The 25,644-nt window shown below is 69.4% G+C and carries 26 protein-coding genes; 22 read left to right on the top strand and 4 right to left on the bottom strand.

The features are described from left to right. Nucleotides 1–65 precede the first annotated feature (65 nt). The 3 genes from ACODRX_RS22290 to ACODRX_RS22280 all read left to right on the top strand — a co-directional run bounded on the left by ACODRX_RS22290 (nt 66) and on the right by ACODRX_RS22280 (nt 2,384). Nucleotides 66–821: an amino acid ABC transporter permease gene (locus ACODRX_RS22290; protein ID WP_488873732.1), complete on the top strand. Its 756-nt coding sequence runs from the start codon at nt 66–68 to the stop codon at nt 819–821. Between the two features lies 1 nt (nt 822). Continuing rightward, entirely contained in the window at nt 823–1,494 is a 672-nt protein-coding gene (locus tag ACODRX_RS22285; RefSeq protein WP_488873731.1) for an amino acid ABC transporter permease, read from the top strand. Nucleotides 1,495–1,646: 152 nt separating this feature from the next. Further along, nucleotides 1,647–2,384, top strand: coding sequence for an amino acid ABC transporter ATP-binding protein (locus tag ACODRX_RS22280; RefSeq protein WP_488873730.1), 738 nt, complete (start codon nt 1,647–1,649; stop codon nt 2,382–2,384). Nucleotides 2,385–2,471: 87 nt separating this feature from the next. Here the strand turns inward: ACODRX_RS22280 and ACODRX_RS22275 are convergent, their stop codons facing one another. Beyond that, on the bottom strand, nt 2,472–3,176 hold the full coding sequence (locus ACODRX_RS22275) for a YceH family protein (RefSeq protein WP_488873729.1): 705 nt from the start codon (nt 3,174–3,176) through the stop codon (nt 2,472–2,474). Nucleotides 3,177–3,237: 61 nt separating this feature from the next. Here ACODRX_RS22275 and pyrC point away from each other — a divergent pair, with 61 nt between their 5' ends. The 4 genes from pyrC to ACODRX_RS22255 all read left to right on the top strand — a co-directional run bounded on the left by pyrC (nt 3,238) and on the right by ACODRX_RS22255 (nt 6,543). Beyond that, nucleotides 3,238–4,275: a dihydroorotase gene (pyrC, locus tag ACODRX_RS22270; protein ID WP_488873728.1), complete on the top strand. Its 1,038-nt coding sequence runs from the start codon at nt 3,238–3,240 to the stop codon at nt 4,273–4,275. Nucleotides 4,276–4,322: 47 nt separating this feature from the next. After that, nucleotides 4,323–5,072 (top strand): DUF3025 domain-containing protein, encoded by a 750-nt coding sequence (locus ACODRX_RS22265; RefSeq protein WP_488873744.1) that lies wholly within the window; start codon nt 4,323–4,325, stop codon nt 5,070–5,072. An 89-nt stretch (nt 5,073–5,161) separates the two neighbouring features. Next, complete coding sequence (gene htpX / locus ACODRX_RS22260) at nt 5,162–6,031, top strand: protease HtpX (protein WP_488873727.1); 870 nt, start codon at nt 5,162–5,164, stop codon at nt 6,029–6,031. Nucleotides 6,032–6,195: 164 nt separating this feature from the next. After that, nucleotides 6,196–6,543: a hypothetical protein gene (locus ACODRX_RS22255; protein WP_488873726.1), complete on the top strand. Its 348-nt coding sequence runs from the start codon at nt 6,196–6,198 to the stop codon at nt 6,541–6,543. 25 nt (nt 6,544–6,568) lie between these two features. On the opposite strand, the gene ACODRX_RS22250 is transcribed toward ACODRX_RS22255, so the two are convergent. From ACODRX_RS22250 to ACODRX_RS22240, 3 genes are all read right to left on the bottom strand, one after another. Further along, nucleotides 6,569–7,840 (bottom strand): cyanate transporter, encoded by a 1,272-nt coding sequence (locus ACODRX_RS22250; protein WP_488873725.1) that lies wholly within the window; start codon nt 7,838–7,840, stop codon nt 6,569–6,571. Between the two features lie 82 nt (nt 7,841–7,922). Continuing rightward, nucleotides 7,923–8,459: a hypothetical protein gene (locus tag ACODRX_RS22245; protein WP_488873724.1), complete on the bottom strand. Its 537-nt coding sequence runs from the start codon at nt 8,457–8,459 to the stop codon at nt 7,923–7,925. Between the two features lie 125 nt (nt 8,460–8,584). Further along, the gene (locus ACODRX_RS22240) at nt 8,585–10,360 is read right to left on the bottom strand and encodes an NAD(P)/FAD-dependent oxidoreductase (protein WP_488873723.1); all 1,776 of its coding nucleotides are present in this window, start codon (nt 10,358–10,360) and stop codon (nt 8,585–8,587) included. Between the two features lie 265 nt (nt 10,361–10,625). On the opposite strand from ACODRX_RS22240, the gene ACODRX_RS22235 reads away from it, so the two are divergent. From ACODRX_RS22235 to ACODRX_RS22165, 15 genes are all read left to right on the top strand, one after another. Further along, nucleotides 10,626–11,066, top strand: a complete 441-nt coding sequence (locus ACODRX_RS22235; RefSeq protein ID WP_488873722.1) for a carboxymuconolactone decarboxylase family protein — start codon at nt 10,626–10,628, stop codon at nt 11,064–11,066. A gap of 43 nt (nt 11,067–11,109) precedes the next feature. Then, nucleotides 11,110–12,255: a J domain-containing protein gene (locus ACODRX_RS22230; protein WP_488873721.1), complete on the top strand. Its 1,146-nt coding sequence runs from the start codon at nt 11,110–11,112 to the stop codon at nt 12,253–12,255. After that, a complete protein-coding gene (locus ACODRX_RS22225) occupies nt 12,255–13,376 on the top strand; it encodes a metallophosphoesterase family protein (protein ID WP_488873720.1) in 1,122 nt (373 codons plus the stop codon). The genes ACODRX_RS22230 and ACODRX_RS22225 overlap by 1 nt, the downstream gene beginning before the upstream one ends. Continuing rightward, nucleotides 13,373–16,081, top strand: a complete 2,709-nt coding sequence (locus ACODRX_RS22220; protein ID WP_488873719.1) for an AAA family ATPase — start codon at nt 13,373–13,375, stop codon at nt 16,079–16,081. The genes ACODRX_RS22225 and ACODRX_RS22220 overlap by 4 nt, the downstream gene beginning before the upstream one ends. Next, nucleotides 16,078–16,620 carry a DUF3617 domain-containing protein gene (locus tag ACODRX_RS22215; RefSeq protein ID WP_488873718.1) on the top strand — a complete coding sequence of 181 codons (543 nt, stop codon included), beginning with the start codon at nt 16,078–16,080 and terminating at the stop codon, nt 16,618–16,620. Before ACODRX_RS22220 ends, ACODRX_RS22215 begins: the two co-directional genes overlap by 4 nt. A gap of 55 nt (nt 16,621–16,675) precedes the next feature. Next, nucleotides 16,676–17,449, top strand: coding sequence for a hypothetical protein (locus tag ACODRX_RS22210; RefSeq protein WP_488873717.1), 774 nt, complete (start codon nt 16,676–16,678; stop codon nt 17,447–17,449). After that, entirely contained in the window at nt 17,446–17,928 is a 483-nt protein-coding gene (locus tag ACODRX_RS22205; protein ID WP_488873716.1) for a hypothetical protein, read from the top strand. The genes ACODRX_RS22210 and ACODRX_RS22205 overlap by 4 nt, the downstream gene beginning before the upstream one ends. 12 nt (nt 17,929–17,940) lie before the next feature. Then, nucleotides 17,941–18,378, top strand: coding sequence for a MerR family transcriptional regulator (locus ACODRX_RS22200; RefSeq protein WP_488873715.1), 438 nt, complete (start codon nt 17,941–17,943; stop codon nt 18,376–18,378). A 38-nt stretch (nt 18,379–18,416) separates the two neighbouring features. Beyond that, entirely contained in the window at nt 18,417–18,875 is a 459-nt protein-coding gene (locus ACODRX_RS22195) for a PaaI family thioesterase (protein WP_488873714.1), read from the top strand. Nucleotides 18,876–18,902: 27 nt separating this feature from the next. Continuing rightward, nucleotides 18,903–20,087, top strand: coding sequence for an isovaleryl-CoA dehydrogenase (locus tag ACODRX_RS22190; protein ID WP_488873713.1), 1,185 nt, complete (start codon nt 18,903–18,905; stop codon nt 20,085–20,087). 53 nt (nt 20,088–20,140) lie between these two features. Continuing rightward, entirely contained in the window at nt 20,141–20,803 is a 663-nt protein-coding gene (gene can / locus ACODRX_RS22185; protein WP_488873712.1) for a carbonate dehydratase, read from the top strand. Between the two features lie 124 nt (nt 20,804–20,927). After that, a complete protein-coding gene (locus tag ACODRX_RS22180; protein WP_488873711.1) occupies nt 20,928–22,109 on the top strand; it encodes an acetyl-CoA C-acyltransferase in 1,182 nt (393 codons plus the stop codon). A 38-nt stretch (nt 22,110–22,147) separates the two neighbouring features. Then, nucleotides 22,148–23,269, top strand: a complete 1,122-nt coding sequence (locus ACODRX_RS22175; protein WP_488873710.1) for a hypothetical protein — start codon at nt 22,148–22,150, stop codon at nt 23,267–23,269. Continuing rightward, nucleotides 23,266–23,898 (top strand): pyridoxamine 5'-phosphate oxidase family protein, encoded by a 633-nt coding sequence (locus ACODRX_RS22170; protein WP_488873709.1) that lies wholly within the window; start codon nt 23,266–23,268, stop codon nt 23,896–23,898. The genes ACODRX_RS22175 and ACODRX_RS22170 overlap by 4 nt, the downstream gene beginning before the upstream one ends. Before the next feature lie 4 nt (nt 23,899–23,902). Then, nucleotides 23,903–25,644: MFS transporter (locus tag ACODRX_RS22165; RefSeq protein WP_488873708.1), on the top strand; the 1,742-nt coding region annotated here is incomplete at its 3' end.

Raw genomic sequence — 25,644 nt, 5'->3', positions numbered from 1 at the left:
TGGTGCTCTCATGCGATGTCGTGTAGAGTTGTTACGACCAAGACAACAAAAAACGGGGTGATCCTATGAGTTGGGATTGGCAGGTGTTCTGTCAGGACACCATCGAGCGCCAGGTAGTGCAGGGCTGTTTCGGCAAGAACGGCGACATCACTTACCTGGACTGGCTCCTGTCCGCCTGGGGCTGGACGGTTTCTGTCTCACTGCTGGCGCTGCTCATCGCGCTGATCGTGGGCTCTTTCATCGGTACCTTGCGTACCCTGCCGGACCGCCCCTGGGTGGTGCGTTTCGGCAATGCCTGGGTGGAGCTGTTTCGCAACATTCCGCTGCTGGTGCAGATCTTCCTGTGGTACCACGTGGTGCCGGCCATCTTCCCCGTGATGAAGGCCGTGCCCGGCTTCGTGCTGGTGGTGCTGGCGCTGGGCTTCTTCACCTCGGCGCGTATCGCGGAGCAGCTGCGCTCGGGCATCCAGGCGCTGCCGCGCGGCCAGCGCTATGCCGGCATGGCGCTGGGCTTCACCACCTTCCAGTACTACCGCTATGTGCTGCTGCCCATGGCCTACCGCATCATCATCCCGCCGCTGACCAGCGAGGCGATGAACATCTTCAAGAATTCGTCGGTGGCGTTCGCGGTGTCGGTGGCCGAGCTGACCTTGTTCGCGATGCAGGCGCAGGAGGAGACCTCGCGCGGCGTCGAGGTCTACCTGGCGGTGACGGGGCTGTATGTGATCTCGGCCTTCGTGATCAACCGCATCATGGCCTTCATCGAGAAGAAGAGCCGCGTGCCGGGCTTCATCGCCTCGGGCGCAGCGGGAGGCCACTGAGATGAATTTGAATCTTGATTTCTCGTTCTACAACTGGGACCTGATCCAGAACTTCATCCTGAAGGGCCTGGGCTTCAGCCTGATGCTGACGGTGATCGCCACACTGGGCGGCGTTTTCTTCGGCACCCTGCTGGCGCTGATGCGCCTGTCGGGCAAGAGGGCGCTGGTGGTGCCTGCCACCATCTACGTGAACGGCATGCGCTCGATTCCGCTGGTCATGGTGATCCTGTGGTTCTTCCTGCTGGTGCCGCTGTTGATCGGCCGCCCGATTGGCGCCGAGGCCTCGGCCATCATCACCTTCGTGGCCTTCGAGGCGGCCTACTTCAGCGAGATCATGCGCGCCGGCATCCAGTCCATCCCGCGCGGCCAGGTCTTCGCCGGCCAGGCGCTGGGCATGACCTATGCGCAGAACATGAAGCTGGTGGTGCTGCCGCAGGCCTTTCGCAACATGCTGCCGGTGCTGCTGACGCAGACCATCATCCTGTTCCAGGACACCTCGCTGGTGTATGCGATCGGCGCCTACGACATGCTCAAGGGCTTCGAGGTCGCGGGCAAGAACTTCGGCCGTCCGGTCGAGGCCTACCTGGCCGCGGCCGTGCTCTACTTCATCATCTGCTTCACGCTGTCGTGGTTCGTGAAGCGCCTGCATAAGAAGATCGCCATTATTCGATGAAACACCCCCTGAGTCGCTTCGCGCCTTCCCCCTGGAAGGGGGACGACGGCCTTTGCTTCGGGGCGGCCCTTGCTGGCCGTCCGTGGCTGAGGCGTGCCGGGTTTGAAGGCGCGTGTCACGGCAACGGATAACTGAATACGGAGAAAAATCAAATGATTGAACTGAAAAACGTCTCCAAGTGGTATGGCTCGTTCCAGGTGCTGACCGATTGCTCCACCAACATCCAGAAGGGCGAGGTGGTGGTGGTGTGCGGGCCTTCGGGCTCGGGCAAGTCCACGCTGATCAAGACCATCAACGCGCTCGAGCCCTTCCAGAAGGGCGAGATCTATGTCGACGGCACCGCGGTGCACGATCCCAAGACCGACCTGCCCAAGCTGCGCAGCCGCGTGGGCATGGTGTTCCAGCACTTCGAGCTGTTCCCGCACCTGTCGGTGACCGAGAACCTCACGATCGCGCAGGTCAAGGTGCTGGGCCGCAGCATCGACGAGGCCAAGAAGCGCGGGCTGAAGATGCTCGACCGCGTGGGCCTGATGGCGCACAAGGACAAGTTCCCCGGCCAGCTGTCGGGCGGCCAGCAGCAGCGCGTGGCGATTGCGCGCGCGCTGTCGATGGACCCGATCGTGATGCTGTTCGACGAGCCCACCTCGGCGCTCGACCCCGAGATGGTCGGCGAGGTGCTCGACGTGATGGTGGGCCTGGCCAAGGAAGGCATGACCATGATGTGCGTGACCCACGAAATGGGCTTTGCGCGCAAGGTGGCCAGCCGCGTGATCTTCATGGATGTGGGCGGCAAGATCCTCGAGGACTGCACCAAGGAAGAGTTCTTCGGCAACCCCGATGCGCGCCAGCCGCGCACCAAGGAATTCCTCAACAAGATCCTGCAGCACTGAGCATTCCCCTCGGGAACGAGCCGCGGCCCTTCGGGGCCGCTGTCATTGCTGCCTGTGGCGTTGGGGGGGGCTTGCTTGGCTGCGGCTTCAGTCGTCGCCAGTGCGAGCGGTGCCGCCCTCCGGGGGCATCTCCACGCCCAGCGCCTCGCACAGCTGCCGCATGCTGGCGCGCAGCCGGGCCACCTCGGCTTCGAGCGCTTCCACGCGCTGCTGCAGCGCGCCGGCAGGACCGGCGGGCGCGGCGCGGCCGGCCTCCTGCAGCGCGGCCAGGTCGATGGGGCCGCTGAGCAGATGGGCCCAGCGCTGCTCGCGTGCGCCCGGCGCGCGCGGCAGCAGCTGCACCAGCGGGCCGCCTTTTTCCTCGCTGCGCTCGCGCAGCTCGTCGAGAAAGGCCTCGACCGAGGAAATGTCGGCAAAGCGGTGCCAGCGCTCCGAGTTGATGCGCAGCTCGCCGGCGGTCTGCGGGCCGCGCAGCATCAGCAGCGACAGCAGCACGGCCGACTGGTCGGGCACGCCCACGCCGCGCGGGAAGTTGTGCTCCCAGCGCGTGGCGCGGTTGCCGCTGATCTGCACCGCCAGGCCGCGCTGGCGCAGCTCGTCCAGCGCCTCGGCCGCTTCGCCCTCGCTCACTTCCATCACCGGGTCGCGGCTGGACTTCTGGTTGCAGCCGGTGACCAGGGCATTGAGCGTGAGCGGATAGCTGTCGGGCACCGTGCGGGCCTTTTCCATCAGGGTGGCCAGCACACGGGCCTGGACGGCGGTGAGAGGGGCGGAGCGGGGATCGAAGGGCATGGGATGTTTCCTTGGAGTACGGCCGCCATCGTAAACAGGTTCGCGATGAGACAATACCCGGATGACCACGATCCAGACCCTTTCCCTCATCCGGCCCGACGACTGGCACATCCATCTGCGCGATGGCGATGTGCTGGGCACCGTGGTGCCCCATGCCGCGGCGCAGTTCGGCCGCGCCATCGTCATGCCCAACCTGCGCCCGCCGGTCACCACCACCGCGCAGGCGCTGGCGTACAAGGAGCGCATCCTGGCCGCCGTTCCCGAGGGCGCGCGCTTCGAGCCGCTGATGACGCTGTACCTCACCGACAACCTGGCGCCCAGTGAGATCGAACGCGCCAAGGCCGCCGGCATCGTGGCCTGCAAGCTCTACCCCGCTGGCGCCACCACCAACAGCGACGCGGGCGTCACCAACATCCGCAAGATCTACCCCACGCTCGAGGCCATGCAGCGCCACGGCCTGCTGCTGCTGGTGCACGGCGAGGCGACCGGCAGCGACATCGACCTGTTCGACCGCGAGGCGGTGTTCATCGAGCAGCAGATGATCCCGCTGCGCCGCGACTTCCCGGGCCTGAAGATCGTGTTCGAGCACATCACCACCAAGGAGGCGGCGCAGTACGTGGCCGGCGGCGACGCGCTCACCGGCGCCACCATCACCGCGCAGCACCTGCTGTTCAACCGCAATGCCATCTTCACCGGCGGCATCCGCCCGCACTACTACTGCCTGCCGGTCTTGAAGCGCGAGGAGCACCGCCAGGCGCTGCTGCAGGCGGCCACCGGCGGCAGCCCCAGGTTCTTCCTGGGCACCGACAGCGCGCCGCATGCGGCCCACCTCAAGGAGCATGCCACCGGCTGCGCCGGCTGCTATACCGCGCATGCCGCGATCGAGATGTATGCCGAGGCCTTCGACGGCGTGGGAGCGCTGGACAAGCTGGAAGGCTTTGCCAGCCTGCACGGCGCCGACTTCTACGGCCTGCCGCGCAACCAGGAGCGCATCACGCTGGTGCGCGAGAACTGGACGCCGCCGAGCAGCTTCCCCTTCGGCGAAGCCGAGCTCAAGCCGCTGCGCTCGGGTGACGCGCTGCCGTGGAAGCTGGGCTGAGCGCGTCGGCCCACCCAGCCCGCCCGGCAGACGGCAGCGCTGCCGCCATGCTGGCTGCGGTGGACTGGTCGCGGCCCTGGCTGCTGCCCTATGCCGCGCTGCAGCAGCGGGCGCATGCCGCATTGCGGGCGCAGCCCGATGCCGCCGCGTGGCAACTGCTCAACGCCCTGGGCGAGTGCGGGCGCAGCTTCGTGCCGCAGCAGGCGCTGCCGCCCGGCGAAGCCTATGAGCATTTCGTGCAGCGCACGCGCAGCGTGCCCACGCGCGGCAACCTGCACGACTGGTTCAACGGCCTGGTGTGGCAGCGCTTCGCGCAGACCAAGGCCAGGCTCAACGCCTTGCAGGCCGGCGCCATCGCCCAGGCCGGCGTGGGGCGCCAGCGCGGGCCGCTGCGCGACGCGATCACCCTGCTCGACGAGAACGGCGCCTTCCTGGTGGCCAGCGATGCGGTATGGCAGGCGCTGCGCCAGCGCCAGTGGCGCCGGCTGTTCGTGGAGCTGCGCCCCGAATGGCGGCAGGCGCGGCTGCTGCTGTTCGGCCATGCGCTACTCGAAAAACTCGTGCGGCCGAGAAAACCAGTCACCGCACACGTGTTTTGCCCGCCGCAGGCGCTGCGGCTCGTGGACAATACCGATGCAGATGTCGCCGGCCAGCTGTGCGCGGAGCACCTGGCGGGCAAGCCCTTCGCGCCGCTGCCGGTGCTGGGCGTGCCCGGCTGGTGGAAGGAAAACGAGAACTTTTCCTTCTATGACGACTCTGCTGTATTTCGCCCGGCCCGATCGCCAGAACCACGATAACCAAATGATCGAAGCCCGCCGCTTGCAATGCAGGCATGGCGGCACCATATGGCGAACAACTGCGTTCCCCTTTTTTGGAGAAACCCACTATGAAAAGAATTGCCTTGTTCCTGCTTACCAACCTTGCCGTGGTTGTGGTGCTGGGCATCGTTGCGAGCCTGCTGGGCGTCAACCGCTACCTGACGGCCAACGGGCTCAACCTCACAGCGCTGCTGGGCTTTGCCTTCATCATGGGCTTTGGCGGCGCGTTCATCTCGCTGCTCATCAGCAAGCCCATGGCCAAGTGGACCTCGGGCGTGCGCGTGATCAACCAGCCGAGCACCGCCGACGAGGCCTGGATCGTGGAGACCGTGCGCAAGTTCGCCGACAAGGCCGGCATCCAGATGCCGGAGGTGGGCATCTACGAGGGCGAGCCCAATGCCTTCGCCACCGGCGCATTCAAGAACTCGGCGCTGGTGGCCGTGTCCACCGGCCTGCTGCGGGGCATGACGCGCGAAGAGGTCGAGGCCGTGATCGGCCACGAAGTGGCCCACGTCGCGAATGGCGACATGGTGACCATGGCGCTGATCCAGGGCGTGATGAACACCTTCGTGGTCTTCCTGTCGCGCGTGGTCGGCTATGCCATCGACAGCTTCCTGCGCCGCGACAACGAGGAAAGCAGCGGCCCCGGCATGGGCTACTACATCTCGACCATCGTGCTCGACATCCTGTTCGGCGTGCTGGCATCGATCATCGTGGCCTGGTTCTCGCGCCAGCGCGAATTCCGCGCCGATGCGGGCGCGGCCCGGCTCATGGGCCGCAAGCAGCCGATGATGAACGCGCTGGCCCGCCTCGGCGGCCTGCCCGCGGGCGAGCTGCCCAAGAACATGGCGGCCATGGGCATCACCGGCGGCATCGGCCAGCTGTTCTCGACCCATCCGCCCATCGAACAGCGCATTGCTGCACTGCAAAACAGCTGATCGCTTCGGCGCACCCATGGGCAAGCACCGCATCGCGGTGCTTTTTTGTTTGAAGATTTGGCCCGGGATTTACCCAGTTTTTACCGCCTGGGCGTGCACCGCGACATCCATCGGCCGTTGAATAGGCAGGCCGCCTTTCCGAGGCGGATCACAAGGATGGACATATGCGTGTACTGAAGCCTTCCCGCCTCGCTCCCTGGGCCGCTGCGCTGGGCGCCAGCCTGGTGCTGGCCGGCTGCGTGGTGGCGCCGGCGCAGCCGTACTATGGTGGCAACGATGCGGTGGTCTATGCGCCTGCGGCGCCGCCGCCCCTGCAAAGCGAGGTGGTCACGGTGGCGCCGTCGCCGGTCAGCGTGTGGATCGGCGGCTTCTGGGATTGGAGCGGCGGGCGCTACCAGTGGCGTCCCGGCCACTGGGAGGCGCCGCCCCACCGCGGCGCCGCATGGGTGCCGCGCGAATGGGTGCGCGGCCCGCACGGCTGGCAGATGCGCGGCGGCCATTGGCGTCGCTGATGGCCGCCGACCGCGTCGCCGGCGCTCAGGCTGCCGGCGCCCGCATCGCCTGCGCATAGCGCTGCGGCGCCAGCTGCGCCACCAGCAGCGTGACCAGGGTCACGCTACCCAGGTGCATGATCCAGCCGGCCCGAAAGCCGCCGCTGGCCGCGTGCAGCTGGGCCACGGCCCAGGGCGCGAGCGCGGCCAGCACGAAGCCGCCGCCCTGCATCAGCGCACTGAGCGCGCCCGCCTGCATGGGCTGGGGCAGGTGGTCGAGCGCCGCCACCAGGCTCAGCGCAAAGCAGCCGCCCAGGCCCGCGCCCAGCACCACGGCCATGGTGCGCGGCGCGGCATCGGGCCACCAGGCCAGCAGCGCAAAGCCGATGGCCTGGCCGGCCAGCGTCAGCCACAGCCAGGGGCGGCGGTCGGGGCCGCCGCGGGCCGCCAGCAGCGGCAGCAGCAGCGCGGCGCAGGCCTGGGCCACCGCCATGATGGCCACCAGCGAGCCGCTGGCGATGGCGCTCATGCCATGCCCCTGGTAGTACGGCGCCAGCCAGGCCACCGCCGAGGCGTAGCCGCCGTTGACCAGGCCGAAGCAGGCCATCAGCAGCCAGGTGCGCTGGCGGCGCAGCAGCCAGTTGGTGGAGCTGCCGCTGCCACCCACGGCCGAGACGCTGGCGCTGGATGCTTCGCTTTGCGTGCGCAGCGCCAGCCAGGCCAGCAGCAGGGCCGGCAGCACCGGTAGCGCCCATTGGGCCAGCGCGGCCTGCCAGCCCAGGCCCAGCTGCATGGCCAGCGGCGACCACTGCGCGCCCAGTGCGCCGCCGCCCATCAGCGCGGCGGAGTACAGGCCCATCATCGGTGCCACCTGCAGCGGGAACTGGCGCTTGAGGATGCCGGGGAACACCCCTTGCACCAGGGCCACGCCAGCGCCGCAGACGGTGGCGCTGGCCAGCAGCATGCCGCCAGCGCCCGCCACCAGCCGCAGCGCGCAGCCCAGCGCGATCAGCAGCAACGAGGCGGCGACCACGCGGCGCGCGCCCCAGCGCCGCAGCGTGCCCGGCGCCAGCAGCGCGCCCACGCCCATCAGCCCCATGGGCAGCAGCGTGAGCCAGGACATGGCCGCCAGGCCCATGCCGGTGGCGGCCTGGATGGGCGGCCCCAGCGGGCCGATCGCGGTCAGGAAGGGGCGCAGGTTCATGCCGGTCAGCACCACGACGGCCAGCCATAGGGGCGATGGGCCGCGGCCGCTGCGCAGGCGTCTTTCATGGGCCAGGTCCACGGCCTGGCGCAGCAGCTGGGTATCTTGATTCATCGGGAGGGCAAGCCGCAGGGGCAAGAAAAAGAGCACCGCAGGGTGCTCTGGTGCGAGAAATCCGGAGCATCCGGCTCGGCGCTCACCTCAGACTGTAATTCAATTGGAACATCACTGCAGAGTTGCCCAGCAGATTCACCTGGGCGCCCCATTGGGGCGTGAAGTTCCAGCCGATAGCGGGGATCGCGGTCAGCCCCCAGCCGCTGCTGGTATTGAGCGGGATCTTCTTGTGGTAGGGGTAGCGGTAGCCGTGGATCAGGCCGCCGGTGAGCTTGAGGTACAGCTGCGGCGCGCTGTCCAGCGGCCGAAAGCGCCAGCCGTAGTAGGCGAACTGGCTGGGCTGGCCGAACGAGTTGCTGAACACCGCCAGGCCCGCCACATGGCGCTCGTCCAGCTCTTTCTCGGCATTCAGCAGCCAGACATAGGAGTGCTTCTCGTTTTCCGGCTCGTAGTCATGCTCCCGCCGGGCGTCGGAGAAATGGTGGGTATAGGGCGCCGCGCCGAAGGTCCAGCCCGAAAGCGCGGACGGCGGCACATCCGCATCGGCCGCGAAGGCGGCCAGCGGCAGCAGGCTGGCGGACAGGGCCAGTCTTTTTGCCCAGCGGGCGGATGGCGGCATTCCTGGGGCTCCATTGGATGTGCTGGGCCACAGTATAGAAAGGACGGGCCACGTTCGCGCCTTCTGGTGGCTGCTGGGGTTGGGTTTGCTGCAGATGCTGGCAGATTTGCAACGTTAAGCTGTTTTTAAGCCGTTTTGCTGTCTGTTGGTGGGGCCGGCTGCGCCATGATCGCCAGCGCCACCGCTTCGCCCACCTTGATGCCGTCCACCCCGGCCGACAGGATGCCGCCCGCATAGCTCGCGCCTTCGCCCGCCGGGTACAGGCCCGGGGTGTTCAGGCTCTGGTAGCTGGCGGCGTCGCGGCCTATCTTCAGCGGCGACGAGGTGCGCGTCTCCACGCCGGTGAGCACCGCGTCCGCCATGTCGTAGCCGCGGATCTTTTTGCCGAAGGCGGGCAGGGCCTCGCGCATGGCCTCGATCGCGTAGGCCGGCAGGGCCGGATGCAGGTCGCCCAGCGCCACGCCGGGCCGGTACGAGGGCTGGACCGTGCCGAAGCCGCGCGAGGGCCGGCCGGCGATGAAGTCGCCCACCAGCTGGCCGGGCGCGCTGTAGTTGCTGCCGCCCAGCAGGTAGGCCTTCGACTCCAGCTGGCGCTGCAGCACGATGCCCGACAGCGGATGGATTTCGCCGGGCCGCAGGCTTTCCACGCCATAGGTCTTGCCGCCGAAGGCCCAGGCAAAGCTCTCGGCGTCCTGCGGGTAGTCCTCGGGATTGATGGCGCAGACCATGCCGGCGTTGGCATTGCGCTCGGCGCGCGAATACTGGCTCATGCCATTGGTCACCACGCGCCCGGGCTCGCTGGTGGCGGCCACCACGGTGCCGCCCGGGCACATGCAGAAACTGTAGACCGCGCGGCCGTTCCTGGCGTGGTGCACCAGCTTGTAGTCGGCCGCGCCCAGCAGCGGATGGCCGGCATGCCGGCCCCAGCGGGCGCGGTCGATCACGCTTTGCGGGTGCTCGATGCGAAAGCCCACCGAGAAGGGCTTGGCCTCCATCTGCACGCCGCGCTCGTAGAGCATGGCGAAGGTGTCGCGCGAGCTGTGGCCCAGCGCCAGCACCGCCTGCGTGGCGGGCAGCTCGTAGCTCTGGCCGCTGGCCAGGTCTTGCACCGCCAGGCCCGCGAGGCGGCGCCGGCCCGCGGACTCCTCGATGCGCACATCGGTCACGCGCTGCCCGAAGCGAATCTCGCCGCCCAGGCGGATGATCTCCTCGCGTATGCCTTCCACCACCTTCACCAGCTTGAAGGTGCCGATGTGCGGGTGCGCCGCGTAGAGGATGTCGGGCGGCGCGCCGTGGGCGACGAACTCCTGCATCACCTTGCGGCCCAGGTGGCGCGGGTCCTTGATCTGGCTGTAGAGCTTGCCGTCGCTGAAGGTGCCAGCGCCGCCTTCGCCGAACTGCACGTTCGACTCGGGCGTGAGCTCGCGCCGGCGCCACAGGCCCCAGGTGTCGCGGGTGCGCTCGCGCACCGGCTTGCCGCGTTCGAGCACGATGGGGCGAAAGCCCATCTGCGCCAGCACCAGGGCGGCGAAGATGCCGCAGGGGCCGAAGCCCACCACCACCGGGCGCTGCGCAAGCCCGGCCGGGGCCTGCGCCACCGGCTTCCATTCCATGTCGGGCGTGCGCTGGATGTGTGGGTTCTTTTCGAAGCGCGCGAGCAGCGACTCGGCCAGCGCCGGATCGTCCAACTGCAGGTCGACGATGTAGACCGCCTGCAGCTCGGCCTTGCGGGCGTCGAAGCTGCGCTTGTGCACCTGCAGGCCGGCGATGCGCGCCGCATCGAGCGACAGCGCCTGCGCGGCCTGTGCGCGCAGCGCATCGAGCGGGTGGAATTCGGTGTGGTTCTCGGGATCGAAGGCGATCGCTGCCAGCGGCAGCTTGAGCTCGGAAATACGGATCATGGGGCGGGTCATGGCTTGGGGCTATCAAGCAAAGGAGGCCAAGATGGTAGCGTGGCCGCCCGCGGACTGCCGGCGGCAAGCTGCTCGCCTGACGGCGCTTGTCGGTTAAGAGCCGCTAACACAACCCTTGATGCGTCGTTGCTTCGCCTTGTCGTACTAGCGTACTGCCTGCGGCTTCGCGCCTCGTCTCAACCGCAAATCTTCGATTTGCTGGGTTGTGTTAGCAGCTCTAAGCCGGGTATGCTGGCGGATTTGGACGACGCACATGACCGATCCCGACACCGACAGCCTGCGCCGCGGACTGGACAACCGCCGCCGGGTGCTGGGCGGCGAATGGGTGGAGCAATCCATCGCCCGCGCCAACACGCTGAACGTGGAGTTCCAGCGCATGATCACCGCCTACGCCTGGGACGGCATCTGGAGCCGGCCGGGGCTGGACCGGCGCACGCGCCGCATCATGGTGCTGGCCATCACCGCCGCCATGGGGCGCTGGGAGGAGTTCGAGCTGCACATCCGCACCGGGCTGCAGGCCGACCCGGGCGATGCCGATGCCGCGCCGCTGGATGTGGACACCATCAAGGAAGTGCTGCTGCAGACCGCGGTCTATGCCGGCGTGCCCGCGGGCAACACCGGCATGGCGATTGCGCTGAAGGTGCTCAAGGAGCTCGGCCGCAACCCGCCGCCGGCGGCCTTCGGCGTCGCGTAGCGATGCGGACCCGGGCCATGGCATGGGCCACAATAGCAGGCCTATGTCCGCTCCTATCCATATCGCATCCACGCCTGCCCAGGCCCCGCTGTCCGCGGCGCAGAAGAAATTCAACTCGCTGGTCCAGCGCATCGCCAGGCAGCGCGAGCAGCTGCAGGCCTGGGACGACGCCGTGGCCGCCTACCGCGAGCGGCATGCGCGCGAGTTCCTGCCGCTGATCGATGAATACCACGGGCTGCATGTCGCGCTGCTGCAGCTGCTCGACGGCATGGCCGGGCGCAAGCTGTCCAAGGCCGACCGCGCCCTGCTCGACGAGCTGATCGCCGACATGGCCGCCAGCATCGCGGACGGCGCGCGCGACGAGGCCACGCGCGAGGCGATGAAGACGCTGTACAACCGCTATGCCGGCGGCGACTACGACGCCGACCTGGCCGAAGCGGATGCCGAGGCGGATCGCATGGCCAAGGAGGTCGCGCGCGAGCTGTTTGGCCTGGACATGGACGGCGTGGACCTCGACTCTCCCGAAGAGGTGGCGCGCCGCGTCGAAGAGCAGCTGCAGGCCGCGCAGGAGCATGCCGAGCAGCAGCGCGCCGCCCACCAGGCCAGGCGCCGCAAAAAGCCCAGCGCGCGCGAGCAAAAGCAGCAGCTCGAAGCCAAGCAGGCCAGCCAGTCGCTGCGCGAGATCTACCGCAAGCTGGCCAGCAGCCTGCACCCCGACCGCGAGGCCGATCCCGCCGAGCGCGCACGCAAGACGGCGCTGATGCAGCGCGCCAACCAGGCCTACGAGGCCGGCAACCTGCTCGATCTGCTGCAGCTGCAATGGGAGGCCGAGCAGATCGACCCGGCCAAGCTCGCCTCGTTCAGCGACGAGCGCCTCAAGCACTACAACCGGGTGCTGGCCGAGCAGCTCGCCGAGCTGCAGCACGAGGTCGAGGGCGCCGAGATGGCGTTCGGCAGCGAGTTCGGCCAGCCGCCGAGGCAGCGCCTCAAGCCCGCCGGACTGCAGGCGCTGCTGCGCACGCAGCTGCAGCACCTGCAGATGGACCTCCACCAGCTGCGCCTGTTCATGCGCGAGCTGCAGGACGACCCGGCCGCGCTCAAGCACTGGCTCAAGCAGGAGCGCCAGAACCAGAAAGCCCGCGAGCGCGACATGCTGCCCGACGGCTTGTTCGAAGAGTTGTTTCGCTGATGCCCCGCTTTTTGCACACCGCAGACTGGCAGATCGGCCGCCAGTTCTCCAGCTTCGATGCCGCTACCGCGCCGCTGCTGGCCGAGGCCCGTTTTGCCGCCGTCGAGCGGCTGGCGCAGCTGGCCACCGAGCACGCGGTCGACGCGGTGCTGGTGGCGGGCGATGTGTTCGACGCGCAGACCGTGTCCGACAAGACCATCCGCCGCCTGTTCCAGCTGCTGGCCGGGTTTGCCGGGCCCTGGCTGCTGATTCCCGGCAACCACGATGCGGCGCTGGCCGAAAGCGTGTGGACGCGTGCCGAGCGCCTGCAGTGCGTGCCGGCCAACGCGCACCTGCTGCTCACGCCCCAGGTGCGCAGCTTTGCCGAGCGCGGCTTTGCCGTGCTGCCCGCGCCGCTGCGCCAGCGCCACACCTACGACGACGCCACGGCCTGGATGGACGCGGCCGGCACCCCCGCCGGCCTGGTGCGGGTAGGCCTGGCGCACGGCAGCGTGCAGGGGCTGCTGCACGAGGGCATCGACGCCGCCAACCCCATCGCTCCCACGCGCGCCGCCTCGGCGCGGCTCGACTGGCTGGCGCTGGGCGACTGGCACGGCATCAAGCGCATCGATGCCCGTACCGCCTACAGCGGCACGCCCGAGCCCGACCGCTTTCCCAACAACGAGCCGGGCCATGCCTTGCTGGTGGACATCGCCGCGCCTGGCGCCGAGCCCCAGGTCACGCAGCTGGCGGTGGCCCGCTACCGCTGGCGCCGGCTGGAGCTGGCGCTGCAGCTGGCAAGCGACCTGGACGCCGCCGAAGCGCTGCTCGCCGCGGTGCAGCCGCACGAGGTACTGCAGCTCACGCTCGGCGGCCAGCTCGACTGGGCGGCCCACCAGCGCCTGCAGGCCGCCATCGGCGCGGCCGAGGCGCGTGCGCGCTGCCTGATCGTGGACGCCGGCGCGCTGCGCATGGCGCCGTCCGACGACGACCTGGCCCTGCTCCATGCCGACGGCTATGTGGGCGAGCTGCTGGCCGAGCTGCGTGCCGAGAGTGCCGCGGGCCAGGACGGCGCACAGGATGCGCTGGCGCTGCTGGCGACCGCCTTGTGGGCGCAGCAGCAGCCGGGGGCGCAGCCATGAGCGCCAAGCTGCACATCACCCGGCTCGAGCTGTCGCAGCTGCGCAAGTTCGCTGCGCTGACGCTGGCGGATCTCAGCCCCGGGCTCAACATCATTGCCGGGCCCAATGGCGCGGGCAAGAGCACGGTGGTGCGCGCCATCCGCGCCGCGTTCCTGGACCGGCACGGCTCCAGCTCCACCGCCGACCTGCAGCCGCACGGCGACAGCGGCGCCGCGCCCTCGGTGGCGCTGGACTTCGTGCTGCAGGGCGAGCCGTACCGGCTGCACAAGACCTTTCTCCGGCGCAAGCGCTGCGACCTGCAGGCCGCCAGCCAGGCCTTCAGCGGCCAGGAGGCCGAGGACTGGCTGGCCGAGCGCATGGGCTTCGGCTTCGCCGCCAAGGGCGCGGGCCGGCCCGAGCACTGGGGCGTGCCCGGCCTGCTGTGGGTCGAGCAGGGCAGCGATCCGCGCGAGCTGGGCCTGCGCGTGGGCCATGCCAGCCAGCGCCTGGGCGCGGCGCTGCATGCGCAGCAAGGCGAGGCTGGCGCCGGCGTGCAGCCCGCCTCCGCGCTGGCCGCCACCGCGGGCGACGCGCTGATCGCGCAGCTGCAGGCCGAGCTGGCGCAGTACCGGGGCGCCAGCGGCAAGCCGGTGGGCGCCCATGCCAAGCTGCTGGAGCAGATCGCCGAGCAGCAGGCCCAGCTGGCGCAGCAGCGGGCGCATATCGCGCAGTACCGCAGCCAGGTCGATGAGCTGGAGCTGCTGCAGGGCCAGGAGCGGCAGGCCGTGGCCGAGCCGCCCGACCAGGCCTGGCGCGCCGGGCTGGCGGCGGCCCGCGCCCGCCTGGCCGAGCTGGAGCAGCTGGCCCAGGCCCAGGCCGCCGATGCGGCACGCCTGGCCGGCATGCAGGCCCAGCGCGAGCTGCTGGCCCATGCGCTGCAGCGCCACGACGAGCTGCATGCCCAGCTCGCCCAGCGCCAGGAGGCGGTGCGCGGCGCCGAGGCGGCCCACCAGGCGGCATTGCAGCGCCACACCCAGGCCAGCGGCCAGCTCGCGCAGGCCGAGCGGCAGCGCGCCGCAGCCCTGGCCACCCGCCAGCAGGCCGAGGCCGTGCGCGAGCGCGCCGAGCTGCAGGGCCGCGTCGCCCAGGCCGCTGCCGACAGCGCGCGCCTGCAGGCGGCGCATGCCCAGGCGCAGGATCTGCTGCAAAAAATGCAGCAGATCGCGCATGAGCTGTCTGCGCTGCAGCTCAGAAAGGCCGATGCGCAGCAGCTGCGCAAGCTGGAAGACGCGGTGCTGCAGGCCCGCCTGCGGCGCGATGCCACCGCCACGCAGCTCGAGTTCGTGCTGCCCGCCGGTCAAGTGCTGCCCTGGCGCAGCGCGGATGCCCAAGGCCAGTGGAGCGAGCCGGGCCGGCAGTGGCTCACCCGCGCCACCACGCTGCAGCTGCCCGGCGGCGGCGAGCTCACCATCACCCCCGGCGGCCAGGGCGTGGATGACGCCGCGCAGCAGCTCGCCCAGGCCGAAGCCAGCCTGCGCGCGGCCTTGCGGCGCCATGGCGTGGCCAGCAGTGCCGAGGCGCTGCAGCGCTGGGAGCAGCGCCAGGCGCTCGAAGCCGAGCAGCAGCAGGCCCAGGCGGTGCTGGCCGCGCATGCGCCGCAGGGCGCAGAGGCGCTGGCCATCGAGCTGGCGCATGCCCAGGCCCGGCACCAGGAGCTGCAGCGGCAATGGCAGGCGCTGCCCGTGCTGGCCGCTGCCGGCCTGCCCGACTGGCGCGCCGCCCAGGCCCTGCTGGCCGAGGCGCAGCAGGCGCTGGAGCAGGCGCAGCAGGCGCGCGAGCAGGCCGAGCGCGAACGCGTGCTGGCCGAGCAGCACTGGCGCAATGCCGAAGCCGAAGCGGCGCTGGCGCGCGCGCAGCTGGACGATCCCGCCGCGCGCGAGCGCCATGCCCACACCCAGCGCGAAGCCGCGCTGCTGCAGGCCGCGCAGGCCGAGCTGCAGCAGCACATGGCCCGCCAGGCCGCGGCGGCGCAGCCCGGCGAGGCGGGCTTCGTGCAGCAGGACATCGAGCGCCTGGCGCGCAGCATCGCCGCGCACGAGCAGCAGCAGCGCGAGCGCCAGGCGCGCATCGCCCAACTGCGCGCCGCGCTGGAGGCCATGGGCGCGCAGGGCCTGGAGGAAGCCAGCGCCCAGCTCGAAGGCGTGATCGCCTCGGCGCAGCGCCGCGCCGGAGAGATGGCGCGGCGCGCGCAGGCGCTGCACACGCTGGTGGCGCGCCTGCAGGCCAAGCGCGCCGCGGCGCTGCGGCGCCTGCAGGCACCGCTCGAAGCGCGCCTGCAGCACTATCTGCAGCTGCTGCTGCCCGGCGGCCGCATCGCCCTGAGCGAGCAGCTGGTGCCGCAGCTGGTGCAGGCGCCGCCCGGCAGCGGCGCCGATGCGGCCCGGCTGGCGGGCGAGCTTGCCGGGCTGAGCTATGGCACCCAGGAGCAGCTGGGCATACTGAGCCGGCTGGCCTATGCCGACCTGCTGCAGGGCGCCGGCCATCCCACGCTGCTGATGTTCGACGACGCGCTGGTGCACAGCGACGGGCAGCGCCTGGCGCAGATGAAGCGCGTGCTCTACGATGCCGCCACCCGCCACCAGCTATTGCTCTTCACCTGCCACCCCGAGTGGTGGAGCGACATGGGCGTGCCGCTGCGCACGCTGGACGAGAAAGGAATGCCATGAACCCGATGAGCCAGGCCATGTGCCGGGCGCTGCTGGCCGGCGCCGCGCTGCTGCTCGCGGCCTGCGGCGACCGGCAGCACAGCGGCCCGGCGCCAGCCGCGCCGGCAAAGGTGCAGCCCGGCCAATGGCTGATCACCACCGAGATGGCCGGCTCGCTGGGACAACAGTCGCTGGCCGGCATGGAGAAGGTGCTTGGCGAGTTGACGCCCGAGCAGCGCAAGGCGGCGCACATGGAGAATGCCCGCATCGAGGGCGGCAAGCTGCTGCAGGAGGTGTGCATCACCCCCGAGATGGCGGGCAAGACGCTGCAGTCCATCGTCGATTCGCAGATCAAGAATATGCCCGGCTGCTCCACGCCCGAGATCCATACCGACGGCAACCAGGAAAGCCTGGTGCTGGCCTGCGGCGACGGCCAGTTCAAGCTGTCGCTGCAGGCTGAATATGCTTCGCCGACCGAGAATACGGTGCAGTCCAGCATGGCGACCCCAGGCGGTAGCATCGATTCCACGGTGGTGAGCAAGCGTATCGGCGACTGTTGAAGGTACAAGAGGCCGGCTTCACCGGAACTCGGCCTGCTTATAGAATCCAAGCGTTATGAAAGCGCAACGCATCACCGTTTCCATGGAGGACCGTTCGAGGGGCTACGAGGCCACTCCGGATCGCGTCCGCCTGGCCGATCTGGCGCGTTTCACCGAGGATGTGCAGGCCCTTCTCAAGGGCGATGCCAAGGAGGTCGATCCGCAGCAGCTGGATGTCGCCATCCGGCACGGATCCTTGGTGCTGGAAACAGAGCCGCTGCATGCGCCGAAGCTGTTTGCCGACCTGGTCTTGCTGCAGCGCCTGGATATCATGGACCAGCGGATCGACGGCAGGCGGCGCGAAGTGATCCAGAAATGGCAAAGGCTGGCGCATGGCTCCAGAGATACGCATTTCAGCATCGGTGCGGGCTTTCTTTCCAGGCCGATCGTCATCTCCACCGAGAGCGACTTCCGCAGTGACGATGCCGACCAGTGGGTGCAGGTCGAGCGCTATATCCGCGGCGAGATCCAGAACCTGGGCGGTAGCACCAAGGCCAACGCACATGTACGCCTGCCCGATGGCAACTTGCTGAAGGTCGATGCCGACAAGGTCGTGCTGCGCGAAGATACCAGCAACCGGCTCTACAAGCCCGCCATGCTCAGGATCAGGGCGGAATACAACGTGATCACCCGGGAACTCAGAAACGCCAGTCTCATCAGCTTCGTGGAGCACTCCAGCAAGATCGATGAGGCGGAACTCAAGCGCATGACGCAACGGGGGCAGGCGGCGTGGAGGGATGTCGACAGCGCCACGGCCTGGGTGGATGAGTTGCGTGGAGGCGCGCATTGAACAGCGTATTGCTCGATACGAGCTTTCTGATCACATTGGCCGATCCGGCACGCCATCACCACGGTACCGCGATCTGGTATTTCCGGGAACTGGTGCACCGCCAAATACCGATTTACCTGTCGACCATTGCGATTTCGGAGTTCCAGGTCAAGCAGTCGGTCAATGATTTGCCTCTGCGCAACATGATCGTCCTGCCCTTCAACATCGACCATGCGATGAGCTGCGGGGTGCTGGTGGGCCGGTTTCCCAAGGATGCCGGCGACGACCGCGTCAGGGTAAAGGATGACCTGAAGCTGATCGCCCAGACGGAATGCGAAGGCATCACGCATCTATTGAGTGAAGACCAGAACAGTCTGGTGAAATACCTGGCGCGGGCCAAAGGCGAGGGGCATCAGGTGGCCGTGCCCATCTTGCTGGTTGGCGGCCCGGACGCATCATGGTTCGAGAACGGGCAGTGGCGCCTGCCGCAGGCGCCTTGATCCATTGCCATAATGCCTGCATCCACATCATGCAGGAACGACGCCGTGGCCGCTGCCACCACCACCTACACCATCAGCGAGCTTGCGCAGGAGTTCGATCTCACCACGCGGGCCATCCGGTTCTACGAGGACATGGGCCTGCTGCTGCCCGAGCGCGGCGGCGCGGGCGGGCGCCAGCGCATCTACAGCGGCAAGGACCGCACGCGCCTCAGGCTCACGCTGCGCGCCAAGCGCCTCGGGCTGTCGCTGGCCGAGGCCAAGGAGATCATCGACCTCTACGACTCCCCGCGCGACAGCGGCGTGCAATTGCGGCGCTTTCTGGAGGTGCTGGCCACGCACCGCGCCCGCATCGAGGCGCAGTTGGCAGATTTGCAGGCCAATTTGGCAGAAATTGAAGAGCATGAACGCGAGGCCGCGGCCCTGCTGCACAAGCCGCGCAAGCCGACTTGATTTATAGTTGACGTTGACGTCAACGTAAATTCCCTGCCATGACCCACTCGTCCAGCCCGGAGCCCGCCGATTTCGCGCAGCGCGTGCGCGACAGCTTTGCCCGCCAGGGCGCGATGCAGACGCTGGGCGCGCGCCTGGTGCGGCTGGAGCCGGGCGCGGTGGACATCGAGCTGGACTGGGCCCCCGGGCTGACGCAGCAGCACGGCTTCCTGCATGCCGGCATGGTGTCCACCGCGCTCGACTCGGCCTGCGGCTACGCGGCGCTCACGCAGATGGCGCCGGAGGCGGCGGTGCTGAGCATCGAGTTCAAGGTCAACCTGATGGCGGTGGCCAGGGGGCAGCGCTTTCGCATGGAGGGGCGCGTGCTCAAGGCCGGGCGCAGCGTGAGCTTTGCCGAGGGCCGGGCCTTTGCGATCGACGCGGGCAATGAGAAACTGATCGCCACCATGTCGTGCACGCTGATGGCCGTCACCGGCCGCGCCGGCATCCAACACTGATTCTTTGTTTTTGCACAGGAGACACCCATGAGTTCCATGCTTCCAGGCCTGAATTTCCAGCTCGGCGACGACATCGATGCGCTGCGCGACGCCGTCCACGCCTTTGCGCAGGAGGAGATCGCGCCGCGCGCCGCGCAGGTCGACCGCGACGACCAGTTCCCGATGGACCTGTGGCCCAAGCTCGGCGAGCTGGGCGTGCTGGGCATCACCGTGCCCGAGCAGTACGGCGGCGCCGACATGGGCTACCTGGCGCACATGGTGGCGATGGAGGAGATCTCGCGCGCCAGCGCCTCGATCGGCCTGTCCTACGGCGCGCACAGCAACCTGTGCGTGAACCAGATCAACCGCAACGGCAGCGAGGCGCAAAAGGCCAAGTACCTGCCCAAGCTGATCAGCGGCGAGCACGTGGGCGCGCTGGCCATGAGCGAGCCGGGCGCGGGCTCGGACGTGATCAGCATGAAGCTCAAGGCAGAGGACAAGGGCGGCTGCTACCTGCTCAACGGCTCCAAGATGTGGATCACCAACGGCCCCGACGCCGACACCCTGGTGGTCTACGCCAAGACCGAGCCCGAGCTGGGCGCGCGCGGCGTGACGGCCTTCCTGATCGAGAAGGGCATGCCGGGCTTCTCGATCGCGCAGAAGCTCGACAAGCTGGGCATGCGCGGCAGCCACACCGGCGAGCTGGTGTTCAACAACGTCGAGGTGCCGGCCGAGAACGTGCTGGGCGGCCTGAACATGGGCGCCAAGGTGCTGATGAGCGGCCTCGACTACGAGCGCGCGGTGCTCACCGGCGGGCCGCTCGGGATCATGCAGTCGGTGATGGACAACGTGGTGCCCTACATCCACGACCGCAAGCAATTCGGCCAGAGCATCGGCGAGTTCCAGCTCATCCAGGGCAAGGTGGCCGACATGTACACCGTGCTGCAGGCGGGCCGCTCGTTCGCCTACACCGTGGCCAAGAACCTCGACCTGCTGGGCAAGGACCACGTGCGCCAGGTGCGCAAGGATTGCGCCAGCGTCATCCTGTGGTGCGCCGAGAAGGCTACCTGGATGGCCGGAGAGGGTATTCAGATTTATGGCGGCAACGGCTACATCAACGAGTATCCTCTCGGCCGGTTGTGGCGCGATGCCAAGCTCTACGAAATCGGCGCCGGCACCAGCGAGATCCGCCGCATGCTGATCGGCCGCGAGCTGTTTGCTGAGACCTGCTGATCCCTGCGCTGCGCCATGCCCCGTGTTCCAGTATTCAATTTTTTAGGAAACGCATGACGACGACATCCATCGAAGAGCTCTTTGTCCACAACCGCGAATGGGCGGAAAGCGTGGAACGCGAGCGTCCCGGCTTCTTCACCGGGCTGATGGCGCAGCAAAATCCCAAGTACATGTGGATCGGCTGCTCCGACAGCCGCGTTCCCGCCAACCAGATCACCGGGCTGGAGCCGGGCGAGGTCTTCGTGCACCGCAATATCGCCAACGTGGTGGTGCCCAGCGACCTGAACTGCCTCTCGACCATCCAGTACGCGATCGACCAGCTGCAGGTCGAGCACCTGATGGTGGTGGGCCACTACGGCTGCGGCGGCGTGCTGGCCGCGCTGGAGGATGCGCGCGTGGGCCTGGCCGACAACTGGATCCGCCATGTGAAGGATGTGCGCGACAAGCACAGCGCGCTGCTGCAGGGCCTGTCGCCGCAGTGGCGCCTGGATGCGCTGTGCGAGCTCAACGCCATCGAGCAGGTGATGAACGTGGCGCAGAGCACCGTGATGCAGGACGCCTGGGCGCGCGGCCAGAGGGTGGTGCTGCACGGCTGGTGCTACAGCCTCAAGAACGGCCTGATCACCAACCTGCAGATGACCGTGCCCGACGTCGGCGGCCTGGCCGAAGTGCGCCGCCGCGCGGTCGAGCTGGTCGCCACGCGCGAACGCGGCTAGCCACAGGCTATGCAAAACCATAGCTGCTAACGATTGATACATAAGAGTTTCAGTATCAAAAGTATTTGAAACTATTGCATATCAAGCGCTGGCAGCTCTTATTTTTTATTTCAGGAGACCTCGCATGCAAGACCCCGTCGTCATCGTCAGCGCCGCCCGCACGCCTATGGGCGCCTTCATGGGCGATTTTGCCGAGCTGTCGGCCAACGACCTGGGCGGCGCGGCCATCCAGGCCGCCGTCGAGCGCGCCGGCATCGCGCCCGAGAAGGTCGAGGAAGTGCTGTTCGGCAACTGCCTGATGGCCGGCCAGGGCCAGGCCCCGGCGCGCCAGGCGGTGTTCAAGGGCGGCCTGCCCAGGAGCTGCGGCGCGGTCACGCTCAGCAAGATGTGCGGCGCCGGCATGGAGGCCACCATCCTCGCGCACGACCAGCTCGTCGCCGGCAGCCGCGAGGTGATGGTCGCGGGCGGCATGGAGAGCATGACCAACGCCCCCTACCTGCTCAAGAAGGGCCGCGGCGGCTACCGCATGGGCCACGACAAGGTGTTCGACCACATGATGCTCGACGGCCTGGAAGACGCCTACGAGCCCGGCCGCAGCATGGGCACCTTCGGCGAGGACTGCGCCGCCAAGTACCACTTCACCCGCGAGCAGCAGGACGCCTTCGCCATCGCCAGCGTGCAGCGCGCGCAGGCGGCCACCCAGTCCGGCGCCTTCCAGGCCGAGATCGCGCCGGTCACCGTCAAGACCCGCAAGGGCGAGGTGGTGGTGAGCGAAGACGAGGGCCCGTTGAAGGCGCGGCTCGACAAGATCGCCGCGCTCAAGCCCGCGTTCAAGAAGGACGGCACCATCACCGCCGCGTCCAGCTCCAGCATCAACGACGGCGCGGCCGCGCTGGTGCTGATGCGCGCCTCCACCGCCAAGGCGCTGGGCTGCGCGCCGCTGGCCCGCATCGTCGGCCATGCCACGCATGCGCAGGAGCCCGAGTGGTTCAGCACCGCGCCGGTGGGCGCCACCGAAAAGCTGCTCAGGAAGATCGGCTGGAGCGTGGCCGACGTCGATCTGTGGGAGATCAACGAAGCCTTTGCGGTGGTACCGATGGCGCTGATGCACGAGCTGTCCATCCCGCACGAGCAGGTCAACGTCAACGGCGGCGCCTGCGCGCTGGGCCACCCCATCGGTGCCAGCGGCGCGCGTATCATGGTCACCTTGCTGCATGCGCTGAAGGCGCGCGGCAAGAAGCGCGGCCTGGCGACGCTGTGCATCGGCGGTGGCGAAGCGACCGCGATGGCGGTGGAGATGCTCTGACAGCCCAGGCTGCGAACCTTTTACCAGGGGAGCCAAGCATGAGCGCTGAGATCCAGGACGATGATGCACTGCCCGGGCCGCTGGATGCGGCCCAGGCCCAGGCCTTCTGGCGCGAGTTCAGCGGCCGCGAGGCCGAGCTGGCGGCGCTGGCGCCGCAGCAGTTCGTGGAGCAGGCCAATGCGCTGCTCGAGCAGCATGCGCCCGGGCTGGGCGTGGAGCTGGAGCAGGCTGCCGACGGCGGCCTGCCGCTGCTGGTCATCACCGCGCACGGCAGTCTCGAGCTGTTCGAGCACGTGCAGGCGCTGGTGCGGCATGCGCCGCCGCTGCCGCGCTGGCGGCTGCAGGCCTTTCGCAGCCGCGCGCTGGGCAGCGACTTCTCCATGGGCATGGACGGCTTCAGCCTGGCCTGCTCCGACGTGCTGGTGGCGCACTACGACGCCGGCGGCACCGTGGGGCTGGAGCTGTCGTTCGAGAAGATCATCCCGCCCGACCTGATCGAGCACGCGCGGCACATGAGCTTCATCATGCTCGACCATGTGCTCGGCGAATGGGATTTCGCGGTGCGCGTGGGGCCGGTGGAATTCGTCGACGCCTTCTGCGACGAGGTTGCGGGCGCCGAGCCGCTGTCGGTGTTTCCGGCCATCTTCGACGCCTTCGTGCGCGAGCAGCTCGGGCGCAGCTACCAGTTCCCGCCGGCCGACGACGATTCGTGGACCATGTTCGAAGTGCGCCGGCACGACGCCGCAGCCGCTGCCGCGCCCGATCTGCTGAGCCTGCGCGCCTCGGCCAACGCGCTCGCCACCCGGGCCGACCTGCCGTACTTCCTCGAATGGCGCCTGCCGTTCGACAGCCAGCAGCAGCTCGACCAGGCGCGCGCCGCGCACGAGGCCCTGCAGGCCGAGCTGGAGCGCCTGCACACCGGCCTGCTGGCCTTCACCCGTGTCGAAGGCATGGGCAGCCGCGTGGCCGGCTTCTACGTCGAAGACGCGGCCGCCGCCACCCGGCTCGCGCACCAGCTGGCCGCGCGCCATGCGCCGGGGCTGGACGAAGACATCTCCACCATGTTCGACCCGGCGTGGCAGGAATACCTGGCGCTGTACAGCGCCGTGCGCCCCGGCGCGCGCGCCGCCGAAGACGACGACAGCGAGGACGCCGAATGATCACCACGCTCGCGCAGCTGCGCAGCCTCTATGCCCAGCCCGCCGAGCGGGCGCTGCGCAAGCAATTGCCCGCGCTCGATGCGCACTGCCGGCGCTTCGTCGCGCTGGCGCCGCTGTGCCTGATCGCCTCCGGCGGCACCGATGGCGCGCTGCTCGACGTATCGCCGCGCGGCGGGCCGCCGGGTTTCGTCAAGGTGCTGGACGAAGGCACGCTGCTGCTGCCCGATGCCGGCGGCAACAACCGGCTCGACACGCTCAGCAACCTGCTCGCCGACCCGCGCGCGGCGCTGCTGTTCTTGATCCCTGGCGTTGACGAAACCCTGCGCGTCAACGGCAGCGCGCGGCTGCGCGACGAGCCCGAATTCCTGCAGCGCTTCGCCGGCGAGCGCCAGGCGCCGAAGCTGGTGATCGAGCTGCAGGTGCGCGAAGCCTATCTGCACTGCGCCAAGGCGCTGATGCGCTCGCGCCTGTGGAGCCCCGAGGCCATCCAGCCGCGCGCAGTGCTGCCCTCGCTCAACCGCATGATCCACGACCAGATCGGCGTCCAGGCCGAACCCGAGGCCCAGGCCGACATGCTGCGGCGCTACCGCGCGCAGATCGAGCAGGAACAAGGCACGCAGGAGCCCTGAGCCCATGCGCGGCCCGCGCTCGCGCCCGGCGCCCTGGGCCACCGCGGCCATGGCGCGGCTGCTGTGGCGGCTGGCGGCGCTGCTGGCGCTGATCTGCGCCATCACCTTGCTCGCCAGCGGCGTGCTGATCGAAAACGCCTTGCGCGGCGCCCAGCGCGAGGCCTTCACCGCCCGCTTCGAGCTGGCGGCGCAGCGCGCCGCCAGCGCCGCCGAGAACGCGCTCGCCCTGGGGGTGCCGCTGGCGCCCGACACGCCGCTGGCCGGCCTGCTCGCGCGCGAAGCGGTGCTGGAGCCCGCGCTGCGCAGCTTTGCCATCGTCTCGGCCCAGGGTGATGTGCTGCTGGCTGCGCCCTTGCCCCATGCCGAGCCCCCCGCGTCCTCCGCGCCCGGTGGCGCCCTGGCCCGCGTGCCCATCCGCAACGACCTGGGCCAGGCCGTGGCCTGGGCGCGGCTGCGCTATGACGACGCCGGCCTGCGCGCCGCCTGGCAGCGGCTGCGCCATGCCATGCAGCTGGCCACCTGGCCCGCGCTCGCGCTGGTGTGCGGTGCCGTCGCGCTGCTGTGCGCGGCCCTGGTGGCGGGCCTGCGCCGCCGGCCGCAGCCGCTGCGCTGGCCCGGCGGCGAGCGCGCCTTGCTCGCCGGCGCGGCCGCTGTGCTGCTGGTGGCCGCGCTGGCCTGGATGGGCTGGCAGGCCGGCCGCGCCGGGCAGGCCAGCATCCAGCCCGACCAGATGGCCAAGGCCGGCGCGCTGGCGCGCTCCAGCGCCGCGCTCATCGCCCGCGCGCTGCAAGTGGGCGTGCCCGCCGATGCGCTGGTGGGCGTGGATGCGCACGCCGCCGCGCTGCGCGAACGCAGCCCCGAGATCGCGGCGCTGGCCTGGCTGGCGCCGGACGGCCGCCTGCTCGCCGGCCGGCTGCCCGGGCCGGGGCAGCCCGTGGTGTCGGCGCCGGTGGCGCTGGCCGCCGCACCTGCCGCCGCACTCGCCGCCGCACCCGTCGGCACCCTGGTGCTGGCGCTGGACACCGGCGTGCTCGCGCGCCAGCTGCGCTCCATGCTGCTGGACATGGCCTTTGCCGGCGCCATCTGCCTGCTCATGGCGCTGGAGCTGCTGGCACTGGGCCTGGGCACGCGCGGCGCGCGGGCGCTGGCGGTGGCCGACGCGCGCCGCAGCCGCCTGGCGCATGCGGCGCGCGTGCCCTGGCGCAGCGCTGGCGCCGCCGCGGTGCGTCCGGCGCTGTTCCTGTTCATGCTGGCCGAGGAATTCACCCGGCCCTTCCTGCCCACCTGGGCGCGCTCGCTCGCGCCCGCCGATGCGGCGCTGTCGCCCACGCTGCTCGCCAGCCTGCCGCTGGTGCTCTTCCTGGCCGTCGTGGCCCTGCTGCAATGGCCGCTGGCCGCATGCTCCGAGCGCTTCGGGCGCCGCCGCGGCTTCGTGCTGGGCGCGCTGCTGGGCGCCTCGGGCCTGGCACTGGCGGCCGCGCTGCCCAGCTATGCCGCGCTGCTGGCCGCGCGCCTGCTGGGGGCGGCCGGCTTCGCCATGGTTTTCGTCTCGGCGCAGGGCGCGGTCATCGACGGCTCGGGCAGCCACGACCGCGCGCGCAGCCTGGCGCAGTTCGTGCGGGCCATCCTGGTGGCCGGCCTGTGCGGCCCGCCGCTGGGCGGCATGGTGGCCGAGCGCTGGGGCGTGCCCGCCGCCTGGGCGCTGGCCGCCGTGGTGGCGCTGCTGGCGGCGGCGGTGGCGCGCGC

The organism is Comamonas sp. FG99 (assembly GCF_057808605.1).
Note: the sequence above shows the minus strand (reverse complement) of the source record. Positions and strands in the feature narration are given on the sequence as shown.